The 20,231-nt window shown below is 70.3% G+C and carries 20 protein-coding genes; 12 read left to right on the top strand and 8 right to left on the bottom strand.

From position 1 onward, the window contains the following. Window positions 1–19: 19 nt before the first annotated feature. Window positions 20–1,585, top strand: a complete 1,566-nt coding sequence (locus tag HCK04_RS11855) for a glycoside hydrolase family 13 protein (protein ID WP_142647217.1) — start codon at window positions 20–22, stop codon at window positions 1,583–1,585. After that, on the top strand, window positions 1,585–3,561 hold the full coding sequence (locus HCK04_RS11850) for a glycosyl hydrolase family 28-related protein (protein WP_142647216.1): 1,977 nt from the start codon (window positions 1,585–1,587) through the stop codon (window positions 3,559–3,561). Before HCK04_RS11855 ends, HCK04_RS11850 begins: the two co-directional genes overlap by 1 nt. 70 nt (window positions 3,562–3,631) lie before the next feature. Here the strand turns inward: HCK04_RS11850 and HCK04_RS11845 are convergent, their stop codons facing one another. The 3 genes from HCK04_RS11845 to HCK04_RS11835 form a co-directional block, all read right to left on the bottom strand. Then, the gene (locus HCK04_RS11845; RefSeq protein WP_346776132.1) at window positions 3,632–3,886 is read right to left on the bottom strand and encodes a DUF397 domain-containing protein; all 255 of its coding nucleotides are present in this window, start codon (window positions 3,884–3,886) and stop codon (window positions 3,632–3,634) included. A gap of 48 nt (window positions 3,887–3,934) precedes the next feature. Further along, on the bottom strand, window positions 3,935–4,138 hold the full coding sequence (locus HCK04_RS11840) for a DUF397 domain-containing protein (protein WP_142647215.1): 204 nt from the start codon (window positions 4,136–4,138) through the stop codon (window positions 3,935–3,937). 61 nt (window positions 4,139–4,199) lie between these two features. Then, a complete protein-coding gene (locus tag HCK04_RS11835) occupies window positions 4,200–5,063 on the bottom strand; it encodes a helix-turn-helix transcriptional regulator (protein ID WP_142647214.1) in 864 nt (287 codons plus the stop codon). 358 nt (window positions 5,064–5,421) lie between these two features. Here HCK04_RS11835 and HCK04_RS11830 point away from each other — a divergent pair, with 358 nt between their 5' ends. Next, the gene (locus HCK04_RS11830; RefSeq protein ID WP_142647213.1) at window positions 5,422–5,700 is read left to right on the top strand and encodes a hypothetical protein; all 279 of its coding nucleotides are present in this window, start codon (window positions 5,422–5,424) and stop codon (window positions 5,698–5,700) included. Further along, window positions 5,697–6,290, top strand: coding sequence for a hypothetical protein (locus HCK04_RS11825; RefSeq protein WP_142647212.1), 594 nt, complete (start codon window positions 5,697–5,699; stop codon window positions 6,288–6,290). The genes HCK04_RS11830 and HCK04_RS11825 overlap by 4 nt, the downstream gene beginning before the upstream one ends. Before the next feature lie 25 nt (window positions 6,291–6,315). Here the strand turns inward: HCK04_RS11825 and mscL are convergent, their stop codons facing one another. Continuing rightward, on the bottom strand, window positions 6,316–6,744 hold the full coding sequence (mscL, locus tag HCK04_RS11820) for a large conductance mechanosensitive channel protein MscL (RefSeq protein ID WP_142647211.1): 429 nt from the start codon (window positions 6,742–6,744) through the stop codon (window positions 6,316–6,318). A gap of 158 nt (window positions 6,745–6,902) precedes the next feature. On the opposite strand from mscL, the gene HCK04_RS11815 reads away from it, so the two are divergent. Further along, window positions 6,903–7,538, top strand: coding sequence for a class I SAM-dependent methyltransferase (locus HCK04_RS11815; RefSeq protein ID WP_221889902.1), 636 nt, complete (start codon window positions 6,903–6,905; stop codon window positions 7,536–7,538). A 98-nt stretch (window positions 7,539–7,636) separates the two neighbouring features. On the opposite strand, the gene HCK04_RS11810 is transcribed toward HCK04_RS11815, so the two are convergent. After that, a complete protein-coding gene (locus HCK04_RS11810; protein ID WP_260617210.1) occupies window positions 7,637–9,124 on the bottom strand; it encodes a serine/threonine-protein kinase in 1,488 nt (495 codons plus the stop codon). After that, on the bottom strand, window positions 9,111–10,115 hold the full coding sequence (locus HCK04_RS11805) for a LacI family DNA-binding transcriptional regulator (protein ID WP_030510556.1): 1,005 nt from the start codon (window positions 10,113–10,115) through the stop codon (window positions 9,111–9,113). Before HCK04_RS11805 ends, HCK04_RS11810 begins: the two co-directional genes overlap by 14 nt. A 357-nt stretch (window positions 10,116–10,472) precedes the next feature. On the opposite strand from HCK04_RS11805, the gene HCK04_RS43525 reads away from it, so the two are divergent. Continuing rightward, window positions 10,473–11,183: a DUF305 domain-containing protein gene (locus HCK04_RS43525; protein WP_168065844.1), complete on the top strand. Its 711-nt coding sequence runs from the start codon at window positions 10,473–10,475 to the stop codon at window positions 11,181–11,183. A gap of 19 nt (window positions 11,184–11,202) precedes the next feature. Here HCK04_RS43525 and HCK04_RS11795 read toward each other — a convergent pair whose 3' ends face one another. Continuing rightward, on the bottom strand, window positions 11,203–11,826 hold the full coding sequence (locus HCK04_RS11795; RefSeq protein WP_142647208.1) for a hypothetical protein: 624 nt from the start codon (window positions 11,824–11,826) through the stop codon (window positions 11,203–11,205). A gap of 156 nt (window positions 11,827–11,982) precedes the next feature. Between HCK04_RS11795 and HCK04_RS11790 the strand changes: the two genes are divergently transcribed. Both HCK04_RS11790 and HCK04_RS11785 read left to right on the top strand, forming a co-directional pair. Continuing rightward, entirely contained in the window at window positions 11,983–12,666 is a 684-nt protein-coding gene (locus HCK04_RS11790; protein ID WP_142647207.1) for a response regulator transcription factor, read from the top strand. A 27-nt stretch (window positions 12,667–12,693) separates the two neighbouring features. Continuing rightward, window positions 12,694–14,019: a HAMP domain-containing sensor histidine kinase gene (locus HCK04_RS11785; RefSeq protein ID WP_142647206.1), complete on the top strand. Its 1,326-nt coding sequence runs from the start codon at window positions 12,694–12,696 to the stop codon at window positions 14,017–14,019. A gap of 84 nt (window positions 14,020–14,103) precedes the next feature. On the opposite strand, the gene HCK04_RS11780 is transcribed toward HCK04_RS11785, so the two are convergent. Continuing rightward, window positions 14,104–14,961 (bottom strand): SDR family oxidoreductase, encoded by an 858-nt coding sequence (locus tag HCK04_RS11780; RefSeq protein ID WP_142647205.1) that lies wholly within the window; start codon window positions 14,959–14,961, stop codon window positions 14,104–14,106. Between the two features lie 77 nt (window positions 14,962–15,038). Here HCK04_RS11780 and HCK04_RS11775 point away from each other — a divergent pair, with 77 nt between their 5' ends. The 4 genes from HCK04_RS11775 (at window position 15,039) to treY (ending at window position 20,222) form a co-directional block, all read left to right on the top strand. Next, window positions 15,039–15,410 (top strand): helix-turn-helix domain-containing protein, encoded by a 372-nt coding sequence (locus HCK04_RS11775; RefSeq protein ID WP_142647204.1) that lies wholly within the window; start codon window positions 15,039–15,041, stop codon window positions 15,408–15,410. 119 nt (window positions 15,411–15,529) lie between these two features. Next, window positions 15,530–15,670, top strand: a complete 141-nt coding sequence (locus HCK04_RS11770) for a hypothetical protein (RefSeq protein ID WP_168065842.1) — start codon at window positions 15,530–15,532, stop codon at window positions 15,668–15,670. Further along, the gene (glgX, locus tag HCK04_RS11765) at window positions 15,667–17,823 is read left to right on the top strand and encodes a glycogen debranching protein GlgX (RefSeq protein ID WP_142647203.1); all 2,157 of its coding nucleotides are present in this window, start codon (window positions 15,667–15,669) and stop codon (window positions 17,821–17,823) included. Before HCK04_RS11770 ends, glgX begins: the two co-directional genes overlap by 4 nt. 200 nt (window positions 17,824–18,023) lie before the next feature. Beyond that, window positions 18,024–20,222 (top strand): malto-oligosyltrehalose synthase, encoded by a 2,199-nt coding sequence (gene treY / locus HCK04_RS11760; RefSeq protein ID WP_260617209.1) that lies wholly within the window; start codon window positions 18,024–18,026, stop codon window positions 20,220–20,222. Window positions 20,223–20,231 lie beyond the last annotated feature (9 nt).

Genomic DNA, 20,231 nt, shown 5'->3' with positions numbered 1-20,231 from the left:
GTAAGGAGTTGTATTCAGCATGCCCGGCAACACCTCGACCCCCGAATGGTGGCGCGGGGCCGCTATCTACCAGGTCTACCTGCGCAGCTTCGCCGACGGGAACGGCGACGGGACGGGTGACCTGGCGGGGCTGCGGTCACGCCTGCCCTACCTGGCGGGTCTCGGCGTCGACGCCATCTGGCTCAACCCGTGGTATCCCTCGCCGATGGCCGACGGCGGCTACGACGTCGCCGACTACCGCAGCATCGAGCCGGTCTTCGGCACCCTGGCGGAGGCGGAGAAGCTGATCGAGGAGGCCCACGGCCTGGGCATCCGTACGATCATCGACGTCGTGCCCAACCACGCGTCCGATCAGCACGCCTGGTTCCAGGAGGCGCTGGCGGCCGGTCCCGGTTCGGAGGCCCGGGAGCGGTTCTGGTTCCGCCCCGGCGTCGGCGACGGCCCGCCCAACGGCTGGAAGTCGATCTTCGGCGGCCCGGCGTGGACGCAGGTGCCCGACGGCGAGTGGTACCTCCACCTGTTCGCCCCCGAGCAGCCCGACTTCAACTGGAACAACCCCGAGGTACGCGAGGAGTTCCTCGACGTGCTGCGGTTCTGGTTCGACCGGGGCGTGGACGGCGTACGCATCGACTCGGCCGCCGTCATCGTCAAGGACCTCGACAGCGTCGAGGAGTCGTACACCGACCACGACGGGGTCCACGAGATCTACCGCGAGTGGCGGCGGGTGGCCGACTCCTACGACGCGCGGATCCTCATCGGTGAGGTGTGGCTGCCCGACCAGGAGCGGTTCGCCAAGTATCTGCGCCCCGACGAGCTCCACACCGCGTTCAACTTCGACTTCCTGTCGAGCGCGTGGGAGCCGGCCGCGCTGCGCGACAGCATCGACCTGACCCTCGCCACCCACGTGCCGATCGGCGCGCCGGCGACGTGGGTGCTGTCGAACCACGACGTCGCCCGTCCGGTCACCCGCTATGGCCGGGCCGTCACGTCCTGGGACAACGCGGAGCGCCGCGACGGCATGCCGTCCGACCTGGAGCTCGGCCGCCGCCGGGCGCGGGCGGCGGCGCTGCTCGCGATGGCGCTGCCCGGGAGCGTCTACGTCTACCAGGGGGAGGAGCTCGGCCTCAACGAGGTCGAGGACATCCCCGAGGAGCTCATCGACGACCCGATGTGGGAGCGTTCCGGCGGCAAGGTCCGCGGCCGCGACGGCTGCCGGGTGCCGCTGCCGTGGTCGGGCAGCGAGCCGCCCTTCGGCTACAGCACCGGCGAGCCCTGGCTGCCGCAGCCGGCCGGGTGGCGCGACCTCACCGTGGAGGCCCAGGAGGCCGACGCCGACTCGATGCTCTCCCTTTATCGCTCGGCCCTGCGGCTGCGCCGCGAGCTGCTCGGCGACGGCACGCTGACCTGGCTGCCATACGGGGACGAGGTGATCGCGTTCCGCCGCGACTCCGGCCTGGTGTGCGTGGTCAACCTCGGCGCCGAGCCGGTCGCGCTCCCGGAGACGGGCTCGGTGCTGCTGGCCAGTGGCCCCCTCGACGGCGGTCTGCTGCCGTCCGACACCGCCATCTGGATCATGGAGGCCTGATGAGAATCCTGCTGGCGGCGGCCCTGGCCGCCACCGGGCTCGTGGTCTTATCCACGCCCGCGTCCGCCACGGTGAAGCCCACGGTCGTGACGCGGGCCGCTCTCGACCCGGCGCTCGTCGCCGGACGTGGAGCCGACGTCGACTTCGCCGAACAGGAGGCGGAGAACGCGGCGACGAACGGCACGGTCATCGGCCCCGGCCGCGACGCCTACACGCTGCCCGCGGAGGCGTCCGGCCGCAAGGCCGTCAAGCTGACCCCCGGGCAGTACGTCGAGTTCCGGCTGCCCAAGGCGGCCAACGCGATCACCGTGCGCTACAGCATCCCGGACGCGCCCGGTGGCGGCGGCATCACCGCGCCGCTCGACGTCGCGGTGAACGGCCACAAGCGCGCCACGATGACCCTCACGTCGCAGTACGCCTGGCTCTACAACCAATATCCGTTCTCCAACGATCCGAACGCCGGGCTGCTGCACTCCGACTGGTGGATCACCGAGTGCTCCTGCGTGCCGGATGCCACCACCCCGACGCCGGAGATCACCAAGCCGTTCCGCCCGAACCACTTCTATGACGAGCAGCGCCTCCTGCTCGACCGTACGTACCGGGCGGGCGACACGGTGCGGCTGACGGTGCCTGCCGGGAGCAAGGCGGCCTGGACGGTCGTCGACCTGCTCGACTCGCACCTCGTCGGGCCGCCGCGCGTCGAGGTCCTCGCGGCGAACGTGCTGCTCTTCGGCGCCGACCCCACCGGCAAGCGCGACTCCGCCGGGGCGATCGACAAGGCGATCGCGTTCGCGAAGCGTACGCACCTGAAGGTCTACATCCCGCCGGGCACCTACCAGGTGAACCGTCACATCGTCGTGGACGACGTGACGATCACCGGTGCCGGAAGCTGGTACACGATCATCAAGGGACGTCAGGTCGACCTGGCCACCCCGGCCCCGGACGGTTCGGTGCACACCGGTGTCGGCTTCTATGGCAAGGACGCCGCGGCCGGCGGCAGCCGCAACGTGCACCTGTCCGGCTTCGCCATCGAGGGCGACGTACGGGAGCGCATCGACACCGACCAGGTCAACGGCGTCGGCGGCGCGATGAGCGACTCGACCATCGACGGGCTCTACATCCACCACACCAAGGTCGGCATGTGGTTCGACGGCCCGATGCGCAACATCAAGATCACCAACAACGTGATCGTCGACCAGATCGCGGACGGGCTCAACTTCCACACCGGCGTGACGGGCTCCGTCGTGTCGAACAACTTCTTCCGCAACACCGGTGACGACGCCCTCGCCATGTGGTCGGAGAAGACCGCCGACGCGGGCAACACGTTCGACCACAACACGATCCAGACGCCCGTGCTGGCCAACGGCATCGCGATCTACGGAGGCAAGGACAACATGGTCTCCAACAACCTGATCGCCGACCCGATCAGGGAGGGCAGCGCCATCCAGGTCGGCTCCCGGTTCGGCGCCGAGCCGTTCACCGGCAGGCTCCGCATCAACGGCAACACGACCGTGCGAGCCGGCACGTACGAGCTGAACTGGAACATCGGCCTGGGCGCCATCTGGTTCTACGCCCTGGAGAAGGACATCGACGCCGACATCGAGGTCAGCGGCGACCACTACCTGGACAGCACATACAACGCGATCATGCTGGTCAGCGAGTGGTCGGTGAAGGACCAGTACGCCATCCCGAAGGTCCGCTTCAAGGACATCCGGGTCGACGGCACGGGCACCTCCGTGCTCAGTGCCCGCGTGAAGGGCTCGGCGTCCTTCGAGAACGTGGACGCCCGCAACGTCGGCGCGGTGGGTGTCAACAACTGCGGGTCGTTCAACTTCCCGCCCACGGGGTCGGAGTTTTCCCTGACCGACCTCGGCGGCAACGACGGCGGCTGGCTCGCTCCCTGGATGCTGCCCAACACCATCACCTGCGACGACCGACCCCCGGTCGTCCCCCCACCCGCCCCGTCCCCCTGGTGAACCTCTTCACCCACTGAAAGGGCTTCCCCGGCCATCAGCCCGGGGAAGCCCTCACGCGTGCCCGTCGATGTCAGGACGGGTCGAACGCCCCGGTCTTGGCCTCCTGCAGGAATGCCCGCCATTCCTCGGCAGTGAAGGCCAGCACAGGACTGTCGTCGCCCTGCTTCCCGTCGCGAACGCCGACTCGCCCATCCTGAAAAGCCACTTCGACGCAGTTACCGCCGCCGCAGGCCCGCCGCCATGTCGCATCGCTGAACGTAGGTCGGCCTGCCATCCACCCTCCCGAACGTGAGTTGCGCAGCAACGGCGAAAGCGCCACTCCCATAAATTTACCTTTGCAGGCCCTCTTCGGGATAGTGGCGAGCGCGGCAGATCACTTCGTGAGGTCGTAGGCGCCCGCTTTCGCAGCCGCCACGAAGGCGTGCCATTCCTGGAGTGAGTAATAGAGCGCTCCGGCGTCCGGATTTTTCGAGTCCCGAAGGGCGACTCCCTCCGTCACCTGCGCGAACTGCACGCAGTTCCCACCGCTGCAGCGCGAGGAGACACGCCATTCCACGTTTCTCTCAATCGGTTTCATATGCTCCTGTCCCTCAGTAGAGTGTCCCGAGAGACGGTCGCTCCCTCTGTGATCTGGGTGGTCAGCTGGGGCTGAAGTCCGATTTAGCACGGGCAATGCGTTTGAGGGACTCGTTGGGAGAGAGCGCGATAGCGCGTAGGCGGTCGACCGCCTCACGGTAAACTTCTAACTCGTTGGGCTTCTCCAGATACTCCACTCGGTCCAGTGATTCGTGATAGACGACATCCGACAGATGTGAGTCGCGGAAGCGGAACATCACGAAGGGGTCGTCCGCACACATGTAGGGTCCCGCGGTGAAGGGGATTACCTGCACCGTCACATGCGGAGCCTGTCCCACGGCGAGCAGATGCTCCAGCTGGGCGGCCATGACCGCCGCGTCGCCGGTCACTCGGTGCAGTGCCGCCTCGTCGACAAAGGTCCAGTAGCGAGGGGGTTCGTGCTTCGCCAGGAGCTCTTGGCGCTTTATGCGAGCCTCGACGCGCCTGTCCAGCACCTCCTGCCTGATGCCCGGAAGTAGCCCTCGGATCAGCGCCCGGGCGTACTCCTCTGTCTGGAACAGTGCGGGAAGGTAGCTGATCTGCAGTTCGATGATCGAAGACGCCGCCGCCTCGAGGTCCATGTACGTGTAGATCGCGTCGTAGCCTAGGTCGCCGTACTCTTGGCGGAGCCCCGGCAGGCGCGACTCTCTGGCCCAGTTCATTAGCTGGCGAACCTGGTCCTCGTCCGTCACGCCGTAGATGCGGCACAGATCTCGTACGTCGCGCTGGCTGATGCCACGCTGCGCCTTTTCCATGCGCGTTATCTTGGCTGCGCTGCAGAGCAGCTGCTCCGCGACCTGCTCGGCCGTCATCCCTGCGGAAGTCCGCATCTCTCTGAGCCGGTTCGCCAACTGGCGCCGGCGGATGGTCACGTTCGTCCCGGCCATGAGCGGTCACCTTCTGAGCCCATGAAGCGCTAAGAGTCGCAGGTTAACACGCGGATGGCAGGTGCCGCAGGAAAATGTCGTTTGTCAATTGCCAACAGCTGATTGCCGCAGGCAAAGGACGGGTATGAGCCAGACATAAGCCTCAACGTGGCGGCTGGACCAGCCGGTTCCCGGAAGGAGGCGATGCGAGGCGGGGGCCCATCTTCTGGCCCTCTTTTCCCCGGAAACGCGCTGCTGGGCCGATGGTGGCACATCGACCCAGCGCAGACGACCATCCGACCTGCCTGCTCAGCAAAGGGATGATCCCGTGCACTCTAACAACAAGAACATGCGTGCTCCTTCCCCCACTGGATTACGGATGCGCATCATCGCCCTCCTGTGGAGGGTCGGTGAGGAGGCGTTCGCCGAGATCGACGCGTTCGCTTGGGTGCAGCGCTGGGAGATCCGGCGCACCTGGCACACGCACACCTACCGCGACACCCGGTTCGACGCGCTGGTCGCCTGTACGGTCTGCTCGGCGCAAGGGCAATGCCCGACGGGGCTGCCGTGCCGCCGATGCCGGGGCACCGGGCGGGTCAACCTGCTCGAACCGCCGGCCTCCCGCAGGCCGGAGCGCCCCTCGGGTGGCCGGGCATGAGGCACCTCGTCAGGCGGAATCCGCACCTGGTCCTGCGGTTCATCGAGCGGGAGACCTCTCCCGTCGCGCGCCCGGGACCGCTGGTGGTGCTGTGGAGGTGGCGTTACGAGGCGATGCTGCTGGCGGGTGGACCGGCGGTTGTGGCCGTCGCCGTACGGGCGGCGGGCCCGGCCGTGACGATCGTCGCCGGATCCCTGGTCTGCCTGCTCATCCTGGTGTGGCCGCAGGCACGCCGGGAGATGGCGGGCCGCTTCTGGTGCGTGGTGACCCCCCACCGCGTACGGAAGGCCTGCGCCGAGGCGTTGATCGTCAACCGGCGGGGCAAGCTGCCCATGATCCTCCGTACGAGGCCGGAGCCGTTCGGCGAGCGCCTGTGGGTGTGGTGCAGGGCGGGGACCAGCCCGGGCGACCTCGAACGGGCCCGGGACATGATCGCCGCCGCGTGCTGGCTGGCCCACGGGGTGCGGATCACCAGGGACCCGCACCGGACGTCGCTCGTCATCGTGGACGTGCTGCGGCGCGCCGGCCGCCCCGTTCCCGGGGAACTGCCGGAAACCGGAGAGCGGACGTTGAGCCGGTTCCGCCCCTGACGACGAGGACGGGCCCGCGGAGAGGTCAGGCAGGGGGCTTCTCGGCGGCGGGGACGATGGACAGTTCGGCTGTGCAGAAGGCGCAGCGCCTGGCGCCGACGGGGATGTCGGACAGGCACTCGGGGCACTTCTTCTCGGTGGCCTCCTTCTTGGTGTCGAAAAGGCTCAGGAAACGGGTCATCGGCAGGACGACCAGCCAGTAGATGACGGCGGCGATGATCAGGAATGTCAACAGGTGGTTGACGAAGTCGCCATACTTGAACACCGCGCCGTTGACGGTGAACGTGAAGCCGGAGAAGTCGGGTTGCCTCCCGCCGGTGACGGCCGCGATCAGGGGGGTGATCAGGTCCTCTACCAGGGCCTGGATGAGTCCACTGAACGTCGCGCCCACGACCACGGCGACGGCGAGCTCCACCAGATTGCCCCGCATGAGGAACTTCTTGAATCCGCTCATGAGGCAACGGCCTATCTGTTTTACCTCCCCTATGCAAGGGTGTGGCCCGTAGGGATCTGAAATAGACCCATGCGGGGAAGGGGACGACGATGTCCGAGCGACCGGAAAACCCCGCCGGTGATTCGTTCGGCGGACGGCCTCCGACCAGTCATGAACGTATGACGGGGCTGCCGTGGGACGCGTCGTATCACGACGGCCCCGCGCCATGGGACATCGGGGGTCCGCAGCCGGCGATCGTACGTCTGGCGGCCGAGGGCCGGTTCGCCGGAACGGTTCTCGACGCGGGCTGCGGGAGCGGAGAGAACGCCCTGCACGTCGCCGCGCTGGGCTTGCCGGTTCTGGGCGTCGACGTGGCCGAGACGGCACTGGCGAGAGCGCGGGCGAAGGCCGGCGAGCGGGGGATCGAGGCCGAGTTCGCCGTGGCCGACGCCCTCCACCTGGAACGCCTGGGGCGCAGGTTCGAGACGGTGCTCGACTGCGGGCTGTTCCATACTTTCGACGGCGACGAGCGCCTCGGATACGTGGCGAGCCTGGCGGCGGTGACCGAGCGCGACGGCATCGTGTTCGTGCTGTGCTTCAGCGACAGGGGTCCTGACACCGGCCCGCATCCGGTCGGTGAGGAAGAGCTGAGGGGGCGTTCGCCGCGGTCGGCGGATGGGATGTCGTGGCCGTCGAACCGGATCGGGTTCACACGCGATGTCACGACAACGGCGCACCGGCGTGGCTCGCGACGATCAAACGGATCTGAACACCGTCCGGGGGCTGGGCTTCGTCGGCCGGCCCTACGGCGGTAGAAGATGATTTCGGTCCCAGCTTGACCGATTAACGGACACGGCTGGACTTTCGGTCCTGACGGAACTCAACAGAGGGTTGTTCTGGGAGCGCTCCCACTTTAGGTATCGCTGGCCTCGCTGAGAGCGGCTTCAACCCGGTCGAGCGCGGCCAGCAGTTCCCCCTTCAGCGTGAGCGGCAGGCGTCCCTCCTGATAGCGGACCTCGACCTTGGTGCGCATGACGGCCAGTCCCTCGCCGTTGCCGACGGCGTTGCGCAGCACCTGCTTGAGGTCGAGCGCGACGTCGTCGTCGATGTCGTGGGTGGCCTCCGCGCCGTCCACGAGCAGGTTGAACTGCCGGACCGCGGTGTCGACCCGCATCGGCGCGGCCGTGGTGGCCAGCGGCAGCGGCGCCACGTCGGCCTTGCGGGTGGCCGAGGTCTCCGGCTGCCGCACCGTGTCGCCGGCGTGGCGGTCCTTCTTGACGACCCTCACCTTGACCGAGGGGGAGGGGCGGTGCCTGCCCGGCCCGGCCTCCTGCAGGGGGTCGGCGACGGGGGCGACGGTGTGCCGGAGTTCGGCGACGGCTCCGGCCTGCGGCGCCGGCGAGGCGGTGACCTGCGAGGCGGTGACCTGCGACTGCGCGGGCGAGGGGGTGGGCGGGACGGCGACGGCTCCGACCTCGGGGCCCTGCACCTGGGTGAACCACAGAATGCCGCCGAGGGCGGCTGCCCCGACGGCGGTGGCTCCCCAGCCGGCCCCGCGTGGGCCGGGCGGCTTCTTCATCGAGGTCAGCGCGGCGGCGACGGCCCGCGCGGTCGGCCGGTCGACCGGGTCGGGGCACAGGCAGCGCCGGCACAGGTCGGCGACCTCCTGCGGCAGGCCCGGCACCCCTTCCGGCGTCGGCGGCGGGCCTTCCCGCCGTGCCGCCTCGATGTCCTCCCAGGTCTTCTCCGGGTAGGGCAGGGTGCCCGTGAGCATCTCGAACAGCAGCACGCCGAGCGCGTAGACGTCCACGGCCGGGTCGGCCGTCGTCCCCTTCAGCCGCTCCGGCGCCACGTACGGCGGGGTGCCGAAGTCGGCGACGAGCTGGTCGTCGGCCTCGCCGATGAACGCGGCGATCCCGAAGTCGAGCAGCTTGGGCCCGTCGTCGGCGAGCAGCACGTTCTCCGGGGTGACGTCGCGGTGGACGATGCCCCGGTCGTGGGCCGCGGCCAGCACCTTCGCCAGCCCGGCGGCGATCTCCACCGCCTCGGCCCAGGGCAGCGGGCCCTCGATGATCCGGTCGGCCAGCGACCGGCCCTCCAGCAGGCGCATGACCACGAAGGACGCCAGCCTGCCGCCGTTCGTGACCGTCTCGCCGTAGTCGTAGACCTCGATCGCGTCCGGGTGGATGAGCCGGGCGGTGGCCCTGGCCTCCCGGCGCATGAGTTCCCGTCCGGGATTGTCGTCGCCGAGCGAGCCGTCCAGCACCTTGATCGCGACCAGGCGCTGGAGTGACTGGTCGAAGGCGCGCCAAATGACCGACATCCCGCCCGTCGCTATCCGCTCCTGGAGCAGATAGCGACGGGTCAGGACGTCGCCTTCTCGAAGCTCAGGCCGATTCACGAACCACCAGTTCCGTGGGCAGCACCGGATTGCCCTTGGGATTGTCCCCGTCCCCGAGTGTCATGAGAAGCAGTCGTGCGGCGAGCGTGGCCATTTCCTCGACGGGCTGCCTGACCGTGGTCAGCGTCGGCGAGGTGTGCCTGGCCACGGGCGCGTCGTCGTATCCGATGACGGCCACGTCGTCAGGCACTTTCCGCCCGGCGCGGCGCAGTGTCTGCATCGCCCCGGCCGCCATCACGTCCGACGCCGCGAACACGGCGTCGAGGTGCGGCGCCCGTTGCAGCAGCCACTGCATGGCGTGCGCACCCGAGGCGTGGGTGAAGTCGCCGTACGCCACCGGCATGTCGAGCACACCGGCGTCGCGAAGCGTCTGCCGGAAGCCCTCCAGCCGGTCGCGCGCGGCCGGCAGGGTCGGCGGCCCGGCGATGGTGGCGATGTGCTTGCGGTTGTTGAGCAGCAGGTGCTCGGCCGCCTGCCGTCCGCCGTCACGGTTGTCCATGTCGACGAACGGGAGGTCGATGCCGTCTGGCGGCCGCCCGGCACAGCGTACGGGGACGCCCGAGGCCGCCAGCGTGACCGCGAGGGGGTGCCGCGCGCGTGCCCCGATCAGCAGGACGCCGTCGACGGCGCCCGCGACCAGCGGCGGTGCGGCGATGGAGGCGGTCGCAGGGGTCGCGGTCATCACGACCATCGGCACCCCATGCGTCGTCAACACCTCCTCGCAGGCGGACAGGAGCCTGGCGTAGAACGGCTCGGTGAAAAGGCGTGGACTGTGCTCGCAGACGACCGCGGCGATGATCTGCTCGGCCCGCCTGCCCGCGGATCCCCGGGGGGCGCGGCGCCGTACATAGCCCAGACGCGACATCGCGTCGTGGACTTGTCGGCGGGTCGACGTGGTCACGCGTACCGAGCCGGTCAAGACCCGGGAAGCTGTTGCCGGGGAGACGCCGGCTGCGGCGGCTACCTCTGCGAGGGTGGGAAGATCGGCCATCCGGTCTCCTCGGCCCGAAGGTTCACACGGCTTGGGAGCGCTCCCAAGCGAAAGTATCACTGTTTCGCTCGTGTCAACAGAGGTTTCCTCGGTGTGAAACCTTTCGTAGAGTTTCGCTCCTGTTTGGCACAGTTGGAGGCTAGAGCACAAGGGTGATCCAGGGAAGTGAATGGGAATTTTGACACGCGATGCCCAGCTTGTCCGATAATCACCGTAAATATGCCGAAACGCCGTGCGGAGGGCGGCCGGAACTGCCCGGCGGTAGGGTCCTGCGGCAAGGGATCACGGACGGACCCGCTCGCCGGGCCCCGGTGGGCGTCGCGGCCGTCCCCGAGCCAGAACCGGAAAGGCCTTCCAGTGACGACCACTATCCGCCGTCTCCCCGCCGTCACGATCCGTGTGACGGGAGCATTAACGGGCATGCTCACGGCGGCCCTGCTCGCCGGATGCGGAACCCCGGACCTGGCGGGCGAGGCCGCCTCACCGGCTCCGGTGGGACAGGCCGCCGCCTCGCCCCCCGCCACGCCTGAGACGACGCCCACACCGAGCCCCGACGCCACTGATACTTCCGAGGCCGCCGCGGCACCGGACGAGACCGATGCGGCGCAGCAGCCCGGCGGGAGCAAGGCCGCCGACGTGGCGTTCGCCCGGAAGATGGTGCCGCACCACCTCCAGGCCCTGGAGATGGCCAGGATCGCGCAGACCCGGGCGGGCGACCCGTGGGTCGGGCAGTTCGCGGCGAAGGTCGCCACGGCCCGCGACGCCGACATCCGCACGTTCAAGGGCTGGCTCGACATGTGGGGCGCGGAGCCTCTGCCGCGCGACCACGCGATGCCCGGCACGCAGACGCGCGCCGAGATCGAGGCGCTGGCCAAGCTGAACGGCCCGTCCTTCGACCGGAAGTACGTGACGCTGATGATCGAGCACGACAACGGCGCGATCAAGCTCGCCCGGGCCGAGCAGGCCGACGGCTCCTTCGACGGGGCCAAGGCGCTGGCCACCGCCACCGTCACCGCGCTGGGCGCCGAGGTCAAGGAGCTCAAGAAATACCGCGACCTGCTCGACTGAGCCCCGCCGCCGGAACCCCTCAGTTCTCGTACGTGTCGAGCCTGGGGGGCAGGGCGTTCCAGGTGCAGAACGCCGACGACTCATGGGCGTCCCGGAGGAACGCGACCCGCAGCCACTGGTCCTCCTCCCAGACCTTGACCTCGTAGCCGTCGTTCGGGGTCGCCGTCACCACATGGCAGTCCGCGGAGGTCACCGCGATCGTCGCCCGGCCGCCCTTCAGCGTGAACGTGTGCAGGCTCTCCCCGTCGGCGGCCTTGCGCTGCCGGGGGGCGGGTGCGGACTCCGTCGTACGCGCCGGCCGCGTGGCCCGGGCCGGGCGCGGTGCCGGGGAGGTCCGCACGGTCCGCACCGGAGTGGCGGCGGGCCGGGAGGGAGACCGCCGGCCGGGTGTCGCGCCGCCGGAGGGCCGCGGCCCGGACGGCGCTGGGGACGGCTTCTCCGACACCCCCACCACGGTCGGCGAGACGGTCGGCGGGACCGGCGGCGAGACGGACGGGGGCGCGGCGACGGCCACCACGGGAGCGAGTGGAGCATCGTCGAGGATCGCGCTGCGCAACACGTCGCGCACGCCGAGCCAGGACACGCCGACGGCGACGGCGGTGGCCCCGCACCAGGCGATCACGTAACCGGCGGTCCTTCTCATGTGGCCGCTCACTCTAGTCCGTGATCGGAATTGTCGCTCGGTCCATTTTGGTCAACCTCTACTAATTTGAGCATGCCGTAAATGGCCATAAAGCCGCGTGTTTCGGATCGCTCTTCCCGGGACGCCGCGCCGGGTCGGAGTGTACGTTTCGGGTTCATGGCGACCGTTCTGGTGGTTGAGGACGACGAGTTCGTCCGATCCGCGATCATCCGCGACCTGACCGGGCGCAGCCACGCGGTCCGCAGCGCGGGCCGGGCGCTCGACGCCCTGCGCGAGATCGCCCACGTCGCCCCCGACGTGGTCGTCCTCGATCTGGGGCTGCCCGACCTCGACGGCGCGGAGGCGCTGAAGATGCTCCGCGCGATCTCCGACGTGCCGGTCATCGTGGCCACCGCGCGGGACGACGAGGCCGAGATCGTCCGCCTGCTGCGCGACGGCGCGGACGACTACCTGGTCAAGCCGTTCTCCGGCGACCACCTCAACGCCCGGCTTGAAGCCGTGCTGCGCCGGGCCAGGCCCGGGGCGTCGTCGTCGGTCGCGAGGGTCGGCGGCCTGGTCGTCGACGCCGACCGCCGGGAGGCCCGCCTCGACGGCGCGCCGCTCGACCTCACCCGCCGGGAGTTCGACCTGCTGGCCTACCTCGCCGCCCGTCCCGACCGCGTGATCTCGCGCAGGGAGCTGCTGGCGGAGGTGTGGCGGCAGTCGTACGGAGACGACCAGACGATCGATGTGCACCTGTCCTGGCTGCGGCGCAAGCTCGGCGAGAGCGCCTCCCGGCCCCGCTATCTGCACACGGTGCGGGGCGTCGGCGTGCGCCTCAGCCCCCCTGCAGAGGGCTGAACCCCGGCGTCTTGAGCGGGAGCGGCGGTGAGACGGAGCCTGGCCCTGGTGGCGGTGGCCGTGACGGCGATGGTCGCGCTGGCCTTCCTCATCCCGCTGGCCGTGGCCGTGAAGGAGATCGCCGAGAGCCGCGCGCTCGCCGACGCCGAGCGCCAGGCCGCCACGATCGTGCCCGCCCTCGTCGTGACCGACGACGCCGTCGCGCTGGAGCGCGCGCTGGCCAGCACCCCGGCGGGGACCTCGCGCCTGGCCGTCCATCTACCGGACGGGCGTACGGTGGGCCGCTCCCGGGTCACGGCGACCGACGTCGCGGGCGCGGCGGAAAGGGCCAGGACCGTGCCGGTAGGCAAGGGATATGTGCTGCTCAGGCCGGTCGCGCTGGGCGACGGGCGGTGGGCCGTCATCGAGGTGTACGCGCCCGAGGCCGACGCGAGGAAGGGCGTGTCCACCTCATGGGCCGTGCTGACCGGCGTCGCGGTCACCCTCGTGGTGGGGTCGGTGGTGGTGGCCGACCGGCTCGGGGCCCGGGTGGTGCGGGCGGCCCGCAGGCTCGGGCAGGCGGCTGCGGCCCTCGGCGCGGGCGACCTGACCGTGCGCATCACCCCTGACGGCCCGCCCGAGCTGGTGGCCGCCGGGCGGGCGTTCAACGCGATGGCCGACCAGGTCGCGGGACTGCTCGCGGCCGAGCGCGAGCTCGCCGCCGACCTGTCGCACCGGCTGCGCACCCCGCTGACCGCGCTGCGGCTCAACCTGGGCGGCACCGGACCCGAGGCCGAGCAGCGCAGGCTCGCCATCGACCGGCTCGAACGGGCCGTCGACGAGATCATCGAGGCCGCCCGGCGGCCGTCCCGGACGGTGCCCGCGGGCTGCGACGCCGCGCTCGTGCTCCGGGAACGGCTCGCCTTCTGGTCGGCGCTGGCCGAGGACCAGGCGCGGCCGTGGCAGCTCGTCGGCGCCGACGAGCCCAGCCCGGTGCCGGTCGCCGCGGCCGATCTCGGCGCGGTGGTCGACGCGCTGCTCGGCAACGTCTTCCGTCACACGCCGCAGGGCACGGCCTTCCGCGTCACACTGCACCGGGGGAGCGGCATGGTGGGCATCCTCGTCGCCGACGCGGGCCCGGGCATCCCCGATCCCGAGAAGGCGCTGCGGCGGGGCAACAGCGGGGCCGGCTCGACCGGGCTCGGTCTCGACATCGCCCGGCGGCTGGCCGAGTCGACGGGCGGCGGGGTGCGCATCGAGCCCTCGGCGCTCGGGGGGACCGGTGTCAACCTGTGGCTGCACACCGACGGCCGGGCCGCGGGCCCGCGCCGCCGCCTGCTGCGGCGCACCCGGGCCCACGGCTCCCGCCCCTGACTCCGCGCCGGGGATCGTCCGAAAACTCCTCCTGCCGTGAGGTGAATTCGGAGGACCGCAACCGGAGAGAAGCCGGGCGGGTGATCAGCCGTTCTTCAGGGCCTCCGCGAGGGTGTCGCGCAGCGGCGTGGTCGGCCTTTCGATGAGGCGGGACAGGTCGCCGGGGGTGGCGCCGAGCCAGCCGTCGGCGATGCCGGCGTCGGTCTGGGCGAACATCGCCGCGACCGGCTCGGGCAGGCCGTACGACTCCAGGACCTTGGCGTACTCCGCGACGGGCAGGTCCCGATATTCGACCGGCGCGCCGGACAGCTCGGAGACCAGGGCGGCCAGCTCGGGCAGGCTCCAGGCGACGTCGCCCGTCAGTTCGTACACCGCGCTGCGGTGGCCTTCACCGGTGAGGACGGCCGCCGCGGCGGCGGCGTAGTCGGCGCGTGCCGCCGAGGCGACGCGGCCGTCGCGCGCGCTGCCGGCGATGACGCCGCTCTGCACGGCCTGCCGGGCCGTCGCGACGTAGTTCTCGTGATACCAGCCGTTGCGCAGGAACGCGAAGGGCACCCCGCTCGCGCGGATGTACTCCTCGGTCGCCTTGTGCTCGGGCGCGAGCCCCAGCGGGGTGGTGTCGGCGTGCACGATGCTGGTGTAGGCGAGCAGCTCCACACCGGCGGCCTTGGCGGCGTCCACCACGGCCTTGTGCTGGCCGACGCGCCGGCCGACCTCGCTGCCGGAGATGAGCAGGACCTTGGTGGCGCCCTCGAACGCCGGTCCGAGCGTGTCGGGGCGGTCGTAGTCGGCCTCGCGCACCTGGACGCCGCGCTCGGCCAGGTCGGCCACCTTCTCCGGGCTGCGTACCGCCGCGACGATCCGCTCGGCGGGCACGCGCCCGGAGAGCTCCTCGACGACCAGACGGCCGAGGTGTCCGGAGGCTCCGGTCACGACGATCATGGTTTCTCCCTCCACGGGACTTTCCCTTGGTTAGTGCTTTCTATCAGAAAGCACTATGGGAGCGTAAGCTGGCGGACATGGAGGAGTTCGAGGACTTCGTCGCCGATGTCTTCTCGCGGAAATGCACATCGCGCTCGGTGCTGGAGACGATCACCGGCCGGTGGGCGATCCTGGCGCTGGCGGCCCTGTACGAGGCGCCCTACCGATTCAACGCGCTGCGCCGCCGCGTCGACGGGGTGAGCGAGAAGATGCTGTCCCAGACCCTCCAGGCACTCGAACGCGACGGCATGGTGCTGCGCGAGGCCGAGCACACGATCCCGCCCCGGGTCGAATACAGCATCACCCCGCTCGGGCGCGAGGCCGCCGAGCGCCTGCTTCCCCTCATCGCCTGGGCGGAGGAGCGCATGCCCGACGTCGTGGCGGCCCGCCTGCGCCACGAACGACGCTGACCGGGCGTCGGTGCAGGTCACCGGTGGTTTGCTCGCCGATGGGCGGTTCAACCCGTTGCCATACACGCAGTTAACGTGGCGAGACTGTCGAAGCCATTTCCGGGCAGGCACGATGTCTTGTGAACGACATTCAGCACCACGATCCCGCGCGCGGGGTGTCCGGGACCGGCCGGGCCGTGCGCGGGCGCGACCATAGAGCCGGTGGGCTCCGGGACCTTCCCGGCGCGACCGCCGAGCCGGAGGGCGAGGAGGTCCAGTGAGGGAGATCTGGCCGGGGGATTCCTATCCGCTCGGGGCGACGTACGACGGCGCGGGCACCAACTTCTCGCTCTTCTCCGAGGTGGCCGAGCGCGTCGAGCTGTGCCTTTTCGACGACGACGGCAACGAGGAACGCGTCACGCTGAGCGAGGTGGACGGCTTCGTCTGGCACTGCTACCTACCCGGTGTGGGGCCGGGCCAGCGGTACGGCTACCGCGTCCACGGGCCCTACTCGCCCGCCGACGGCCTGCGCTGCAACCCCGGCAAGCTGCTGCTCGACCCGTACGCCAAGGCGGTGGAGGGCTCGGTGCAGTGGGACCAGGCGGTCTACGGATACCGCTTCGGCGAGCCGGACAGCCGGGACGACAGCGACTCGGCGCCCTACGTGCCGAGGTCGATCGTCGTCAACCCCTTCTTCGGCTGGGGACACGACCGGCCGCCTGCCACGCCGTACCACGACACGGTGATCTACGAGGCGCACGTGCGCGGCCTGACGATCAGCCACCCGAAGATCCCCGAGCGGATCCGGGGCACGTACGCCGCCCTGGGCCACCCCGAGATCATCGACCACCTCACCTCGCTCGGCGTCACCGCGATCGAGCTCATGCCGGTGCACCAGTTCGTGACCGACCACATGCTGGAGAAGCGCGGGCTGTCCAACTACTGGGGCTACAACACGATCGGGTTCTTCGCGCCGCACAACGCGTACTCCAGCTCGGGGCAGCGCGGCGGGCAGGTGCTGGAGTTCAAGGCGATGGTGAAGGCCCTACACGAGGCGGGCATCGAGGTGATCCTCGACGTCGTCTACAACCACACGGCGGAGGGCAACCACCTGGGCCCGACCCTGTCGATGCGGGGCATCGACAACGCCAACTACTACCGCCTGGTCGAGGACGACCGGCGCTACTACATGGACACCACCGGCACCGGCAACAGCCTGCTGATGCGCAGCCCCCACGCGCTGCAGTTGATCATGGACTCGCTGCGTTACTGGGTCCGCGACATGCACGTGGACGGCTTCCGCTTCGACCTCGCGGCCTCCCTCGCCCGCGAGCTGCACGAGGTCGACCGGCTGAGCGCGTTCTTCGACCTCGTGCAGCAGGACCCGGTGCTGTCGCAGGTCAAGCTCATCGCCGAGCCGTGGGACGTCGGCCCCGGCGGCTACCAGGTCGGCAACTTCCCGGCCCGCTGGACCGAGTGGAACGGCCGCTATCGCGACACGATCCGCGACCTGTGGCGGGGCGAGCCCGCCGCGCTGCCGGAGTTCGCCAGCCGTCTCACCGGGTCGAGCGACCTCTACCAGGACGACAGCCGCCGCCCGGCCGCGTCGATCAACTTCGTCACCTGTCACGACGGGTTCACGCTCCAGGACCTCGTGTCGTACAACGACAAGCACAACGAGGCCAACGGCGAGGACAACCGCGACGGCGCCGACGACAACCGCGCCTGGAACTGCGGGGTGGAGGGCCCGGCCACCGGCCCGGTCGCCCAGCTCCGTGAACGGCAGAAGCGCAACTTCCTGGCCACGCTGTTCCTGTCGCAGGGCGTGCCGCTGCTGTCGCACGGCGACGAGATCGGCCGCACCCAGCAGGGCAACAACAACTCCTACTGCCAGGACAACGAGATCAGCTGGGTCGACTGGGGCGCGATCCTGGACGCCAATGCGCGGGCCGACGCGGGCACCAGGGAGAAGCGCCAGCTCCTCGACTTCACCCGGCGCCTGGCCCGGCTGCGCCGCGACCACCCGGTCTTCCGCCGCCGCCGCTTCTTCTACGGCCGGCCCGTACGCGGATCGCACGACGAGCTGAGCGACATCGCCTGGCTCACGCCGTCCGGCACGGAGATGACCGACGCCGACTGGACCAACGGCTACGCCAAGGCGCTGGCGGTGTTCCTGAACGGCGACGCAATCACCGAGCCCGACCGGCGCGGCCGGCGGATCAGCGACGACTCGTTCCTGCTGCTGTTCAACGCCCACCACGAGGTGATCAAGTTCACGATCCCGGACGACTACGGCGAGCTGTGGGCCACCGACCTGGACACCGCGATGCCGGTGATGCGCGAGTCGCGCGTGTGCCGGGCGGGCGAGGCCGTGCCGGTGAGCGGCCGGTCGGTGCGGGTGCTGCGCAGGGTCCGGCCGGGGCTGGGGTCCTGACCAGCGCCGATGCCCGAATAGAGTGCGCTTCGGCCGTCGGCCGGCGCGACACCGGGCAGGAGGGGAGCTGCTCGTGCGCTCCTCCTGCACGGTGCTTCTCCTGCACGGTGCTTCTCCTGTCCGGGCGGTGGTGGCAGGGGCGCGCCCGTGCCGTGCACTATGAACACGACCTCCGGAAACGCGCGGTGAAAGGCGGTTCGGTGACTTCTACCTATCGGGTGCAGCTGACGCCCGGCTTCGGATTCGCCCAGGCCGCGAGTCTCGTCGGATATCTCCGTGACCTGGGGGTGGGCCACCTTTATCTGTCGCCGATCCTCCAGTCGTGCCGGGAGTCGCAGCACGGCTACGACGTGACCGACCACAGCCGCGTACGCGAGGAGTTCGGCGGCGAGGAGGGCCTGCGGGCGCTGGCGGCCGAGGGCATGCCGCTGATCTCCGACATCGTGCCCAACCACATGACCGTCCCGGTGCCCGAGTCGGACAACGCCCAGCTATGGGCGGCGCTGCGCGACGGGCCGGGGTCGCCGGCCGCCCGGTGGTTCGACTTCCAATGGCCGGTCACCCTGCCGCTGCTCGGCGACGACGCGAGCGAGGCGCTGCGCGTGGACGGCGACGTGCTGCGTTATCACGACCACGCGTTCCCGATCAGGCCCGGCACCGGGCACCTGCCGCTGCCGGAACTGCTGGAGGCCCAGCACTACCGGCTGGCCCACTGGCGGGAAAGCCCCGGTTATCGGCGGTTCTTCGACGTGTCGTCGCTGATGGGCCTGCGCGTGGAGGACCCCGAGGTCTTCGAGGCCACCCACGCCGTCACCTTCCGCCTCATCGAGGAGGGACTGATCCACGGACTGCGCGTCGACCACCCCGACGGCCTGGCCGACCCCCGCGGCTACCTGCGGCGGCTGCGCCCCCACGTGCCCGGGCCGCTGTGGGTGGAGAAGATCCTCATCGACGGCGAACGGCTGCCCGCCGACTGGCCGTGCGACGGCACCACCGGATATGACGCGCTCAACATGGTCACCCGGCTGTTCGTCGACCCGGCCGGCCGCGACGCGCTGGTCGAGACGTTCGGCCGTCACACCGGTGTGCGCGACGACTACGAGACCGTGCGTCACGACTCCAAGAAGCACGTGATCGACCTGTTCTTCTCCGGCGAGATCGACCGGCTGACCGGTGATCTCGGCGATCCGGCGCTGCGCGAGGCAGTCGTGGAGCTGCTGGCCGCGATGCCCGTCTACCGGGCGTACGTGAACCCGGGCGAGCAGCCGTCCGCCGAGTCGGAGGCGATCATCCGGGAGGCGGCCGGGGTGGCGGCCACCAGGACCGACCCCGCCGCGGTGGCCAAGGTCGCCGACCTGGTCCTGTACGGCCCGCCGGAGGCGGTCACCCGCTTCCAGCAGACCTGCGGGCCGGTGATGGCCAAGGGCGTGGAGGACACCGCGCTCTATCGGTGGTATCCGCTGGCCTGCCTCAACGAGGTCGGCGGGGAACCGGACAGGTTCGGGGTGTCGCCCGCCGAGTTCCACGCGTTCTGCGCCGGCCTGCCGCCGCGCACCATGACCACGCTGTCCACCCACGACACCAAGCGGTCGGAGGACGTGCGCGCCCGCCTGGCCGTGCTGTCGGAGCTGCCCGAGGAGTGGACGGCGGCCGTCGACTCCTGGGCCGCGGCCGTGTCGTTCGATCCCCGGCTCGACTACCTCGCCTGGCAGTCGCTGATGGCGGCCTGGCCGATCCGGCTCGACCGCTTCACCGACTATCTGCTCAAGGCGGCACGCGAGGCCAAGACGTCGATCTCCTGGCTGAACCCCGACCTGGCGTACGAGGAGGGCGTCAGGGACTTCGCCCGGCGGGCCATCGACGCCTGCGGCTACTCGGTCGCCGCGTTCACCGAGATCGTGGACCGCTACGCGCGGGTCAACTCGCTGGGGCAGAAGGCCGTCCAGCTCCTCATGCCGGGCATACCAGACGTCTACCAGGGCAACGAGATCACCGACTTCTCGCTGGTCGATCCGGACAACCGGCGGCCGGTGGACTTCGAACGCCGCCGCCGGCTGCTCGCCGAGCCCGACGACAGCTGGGACGGTCAGAAGATCCGCGTCACCGCCGCCGCCCTCCGGCTGCGGCGGCGGCTCGACCCCGAGGCGCCGTACGCGCCGATCGAGGCGGGGGAGCACGCGGTGGCGTTCACGCGCGGCGTTCCCGGGCAAGGGACGGCCGCCGTCGTGGTCGCGACCCGGCTGCCGGTCGGGCTGGAGCGCAAGGGCGGCTGGGGGAGTGAGACGATCACGCTGCCGCCGGGGCGCTGGCGCGACCTGCTCACCGGCGCCGAGCACGCCGGCGAGGTGCGGATGGCCGCCCTGCTGTCGGCCTGTCCGGTCGCGATTCTCGAAGCCTGATCAGCGGGG

The organism is Microbispora sp. CL1-1, assembly GCF_012034195.1.
In the GTDB taxonomy this organism is placed as follows: Bacteria; Actinomycetota; Actinomycetes; order Streptosporangiales; family Streptosporangiaceae; genus Microbispora.
The sequence above is the reverse complement of the archived record's forward strand: the minus strand, read 5'-3'. Positions and strand labels throughout refer to the sequence as shown.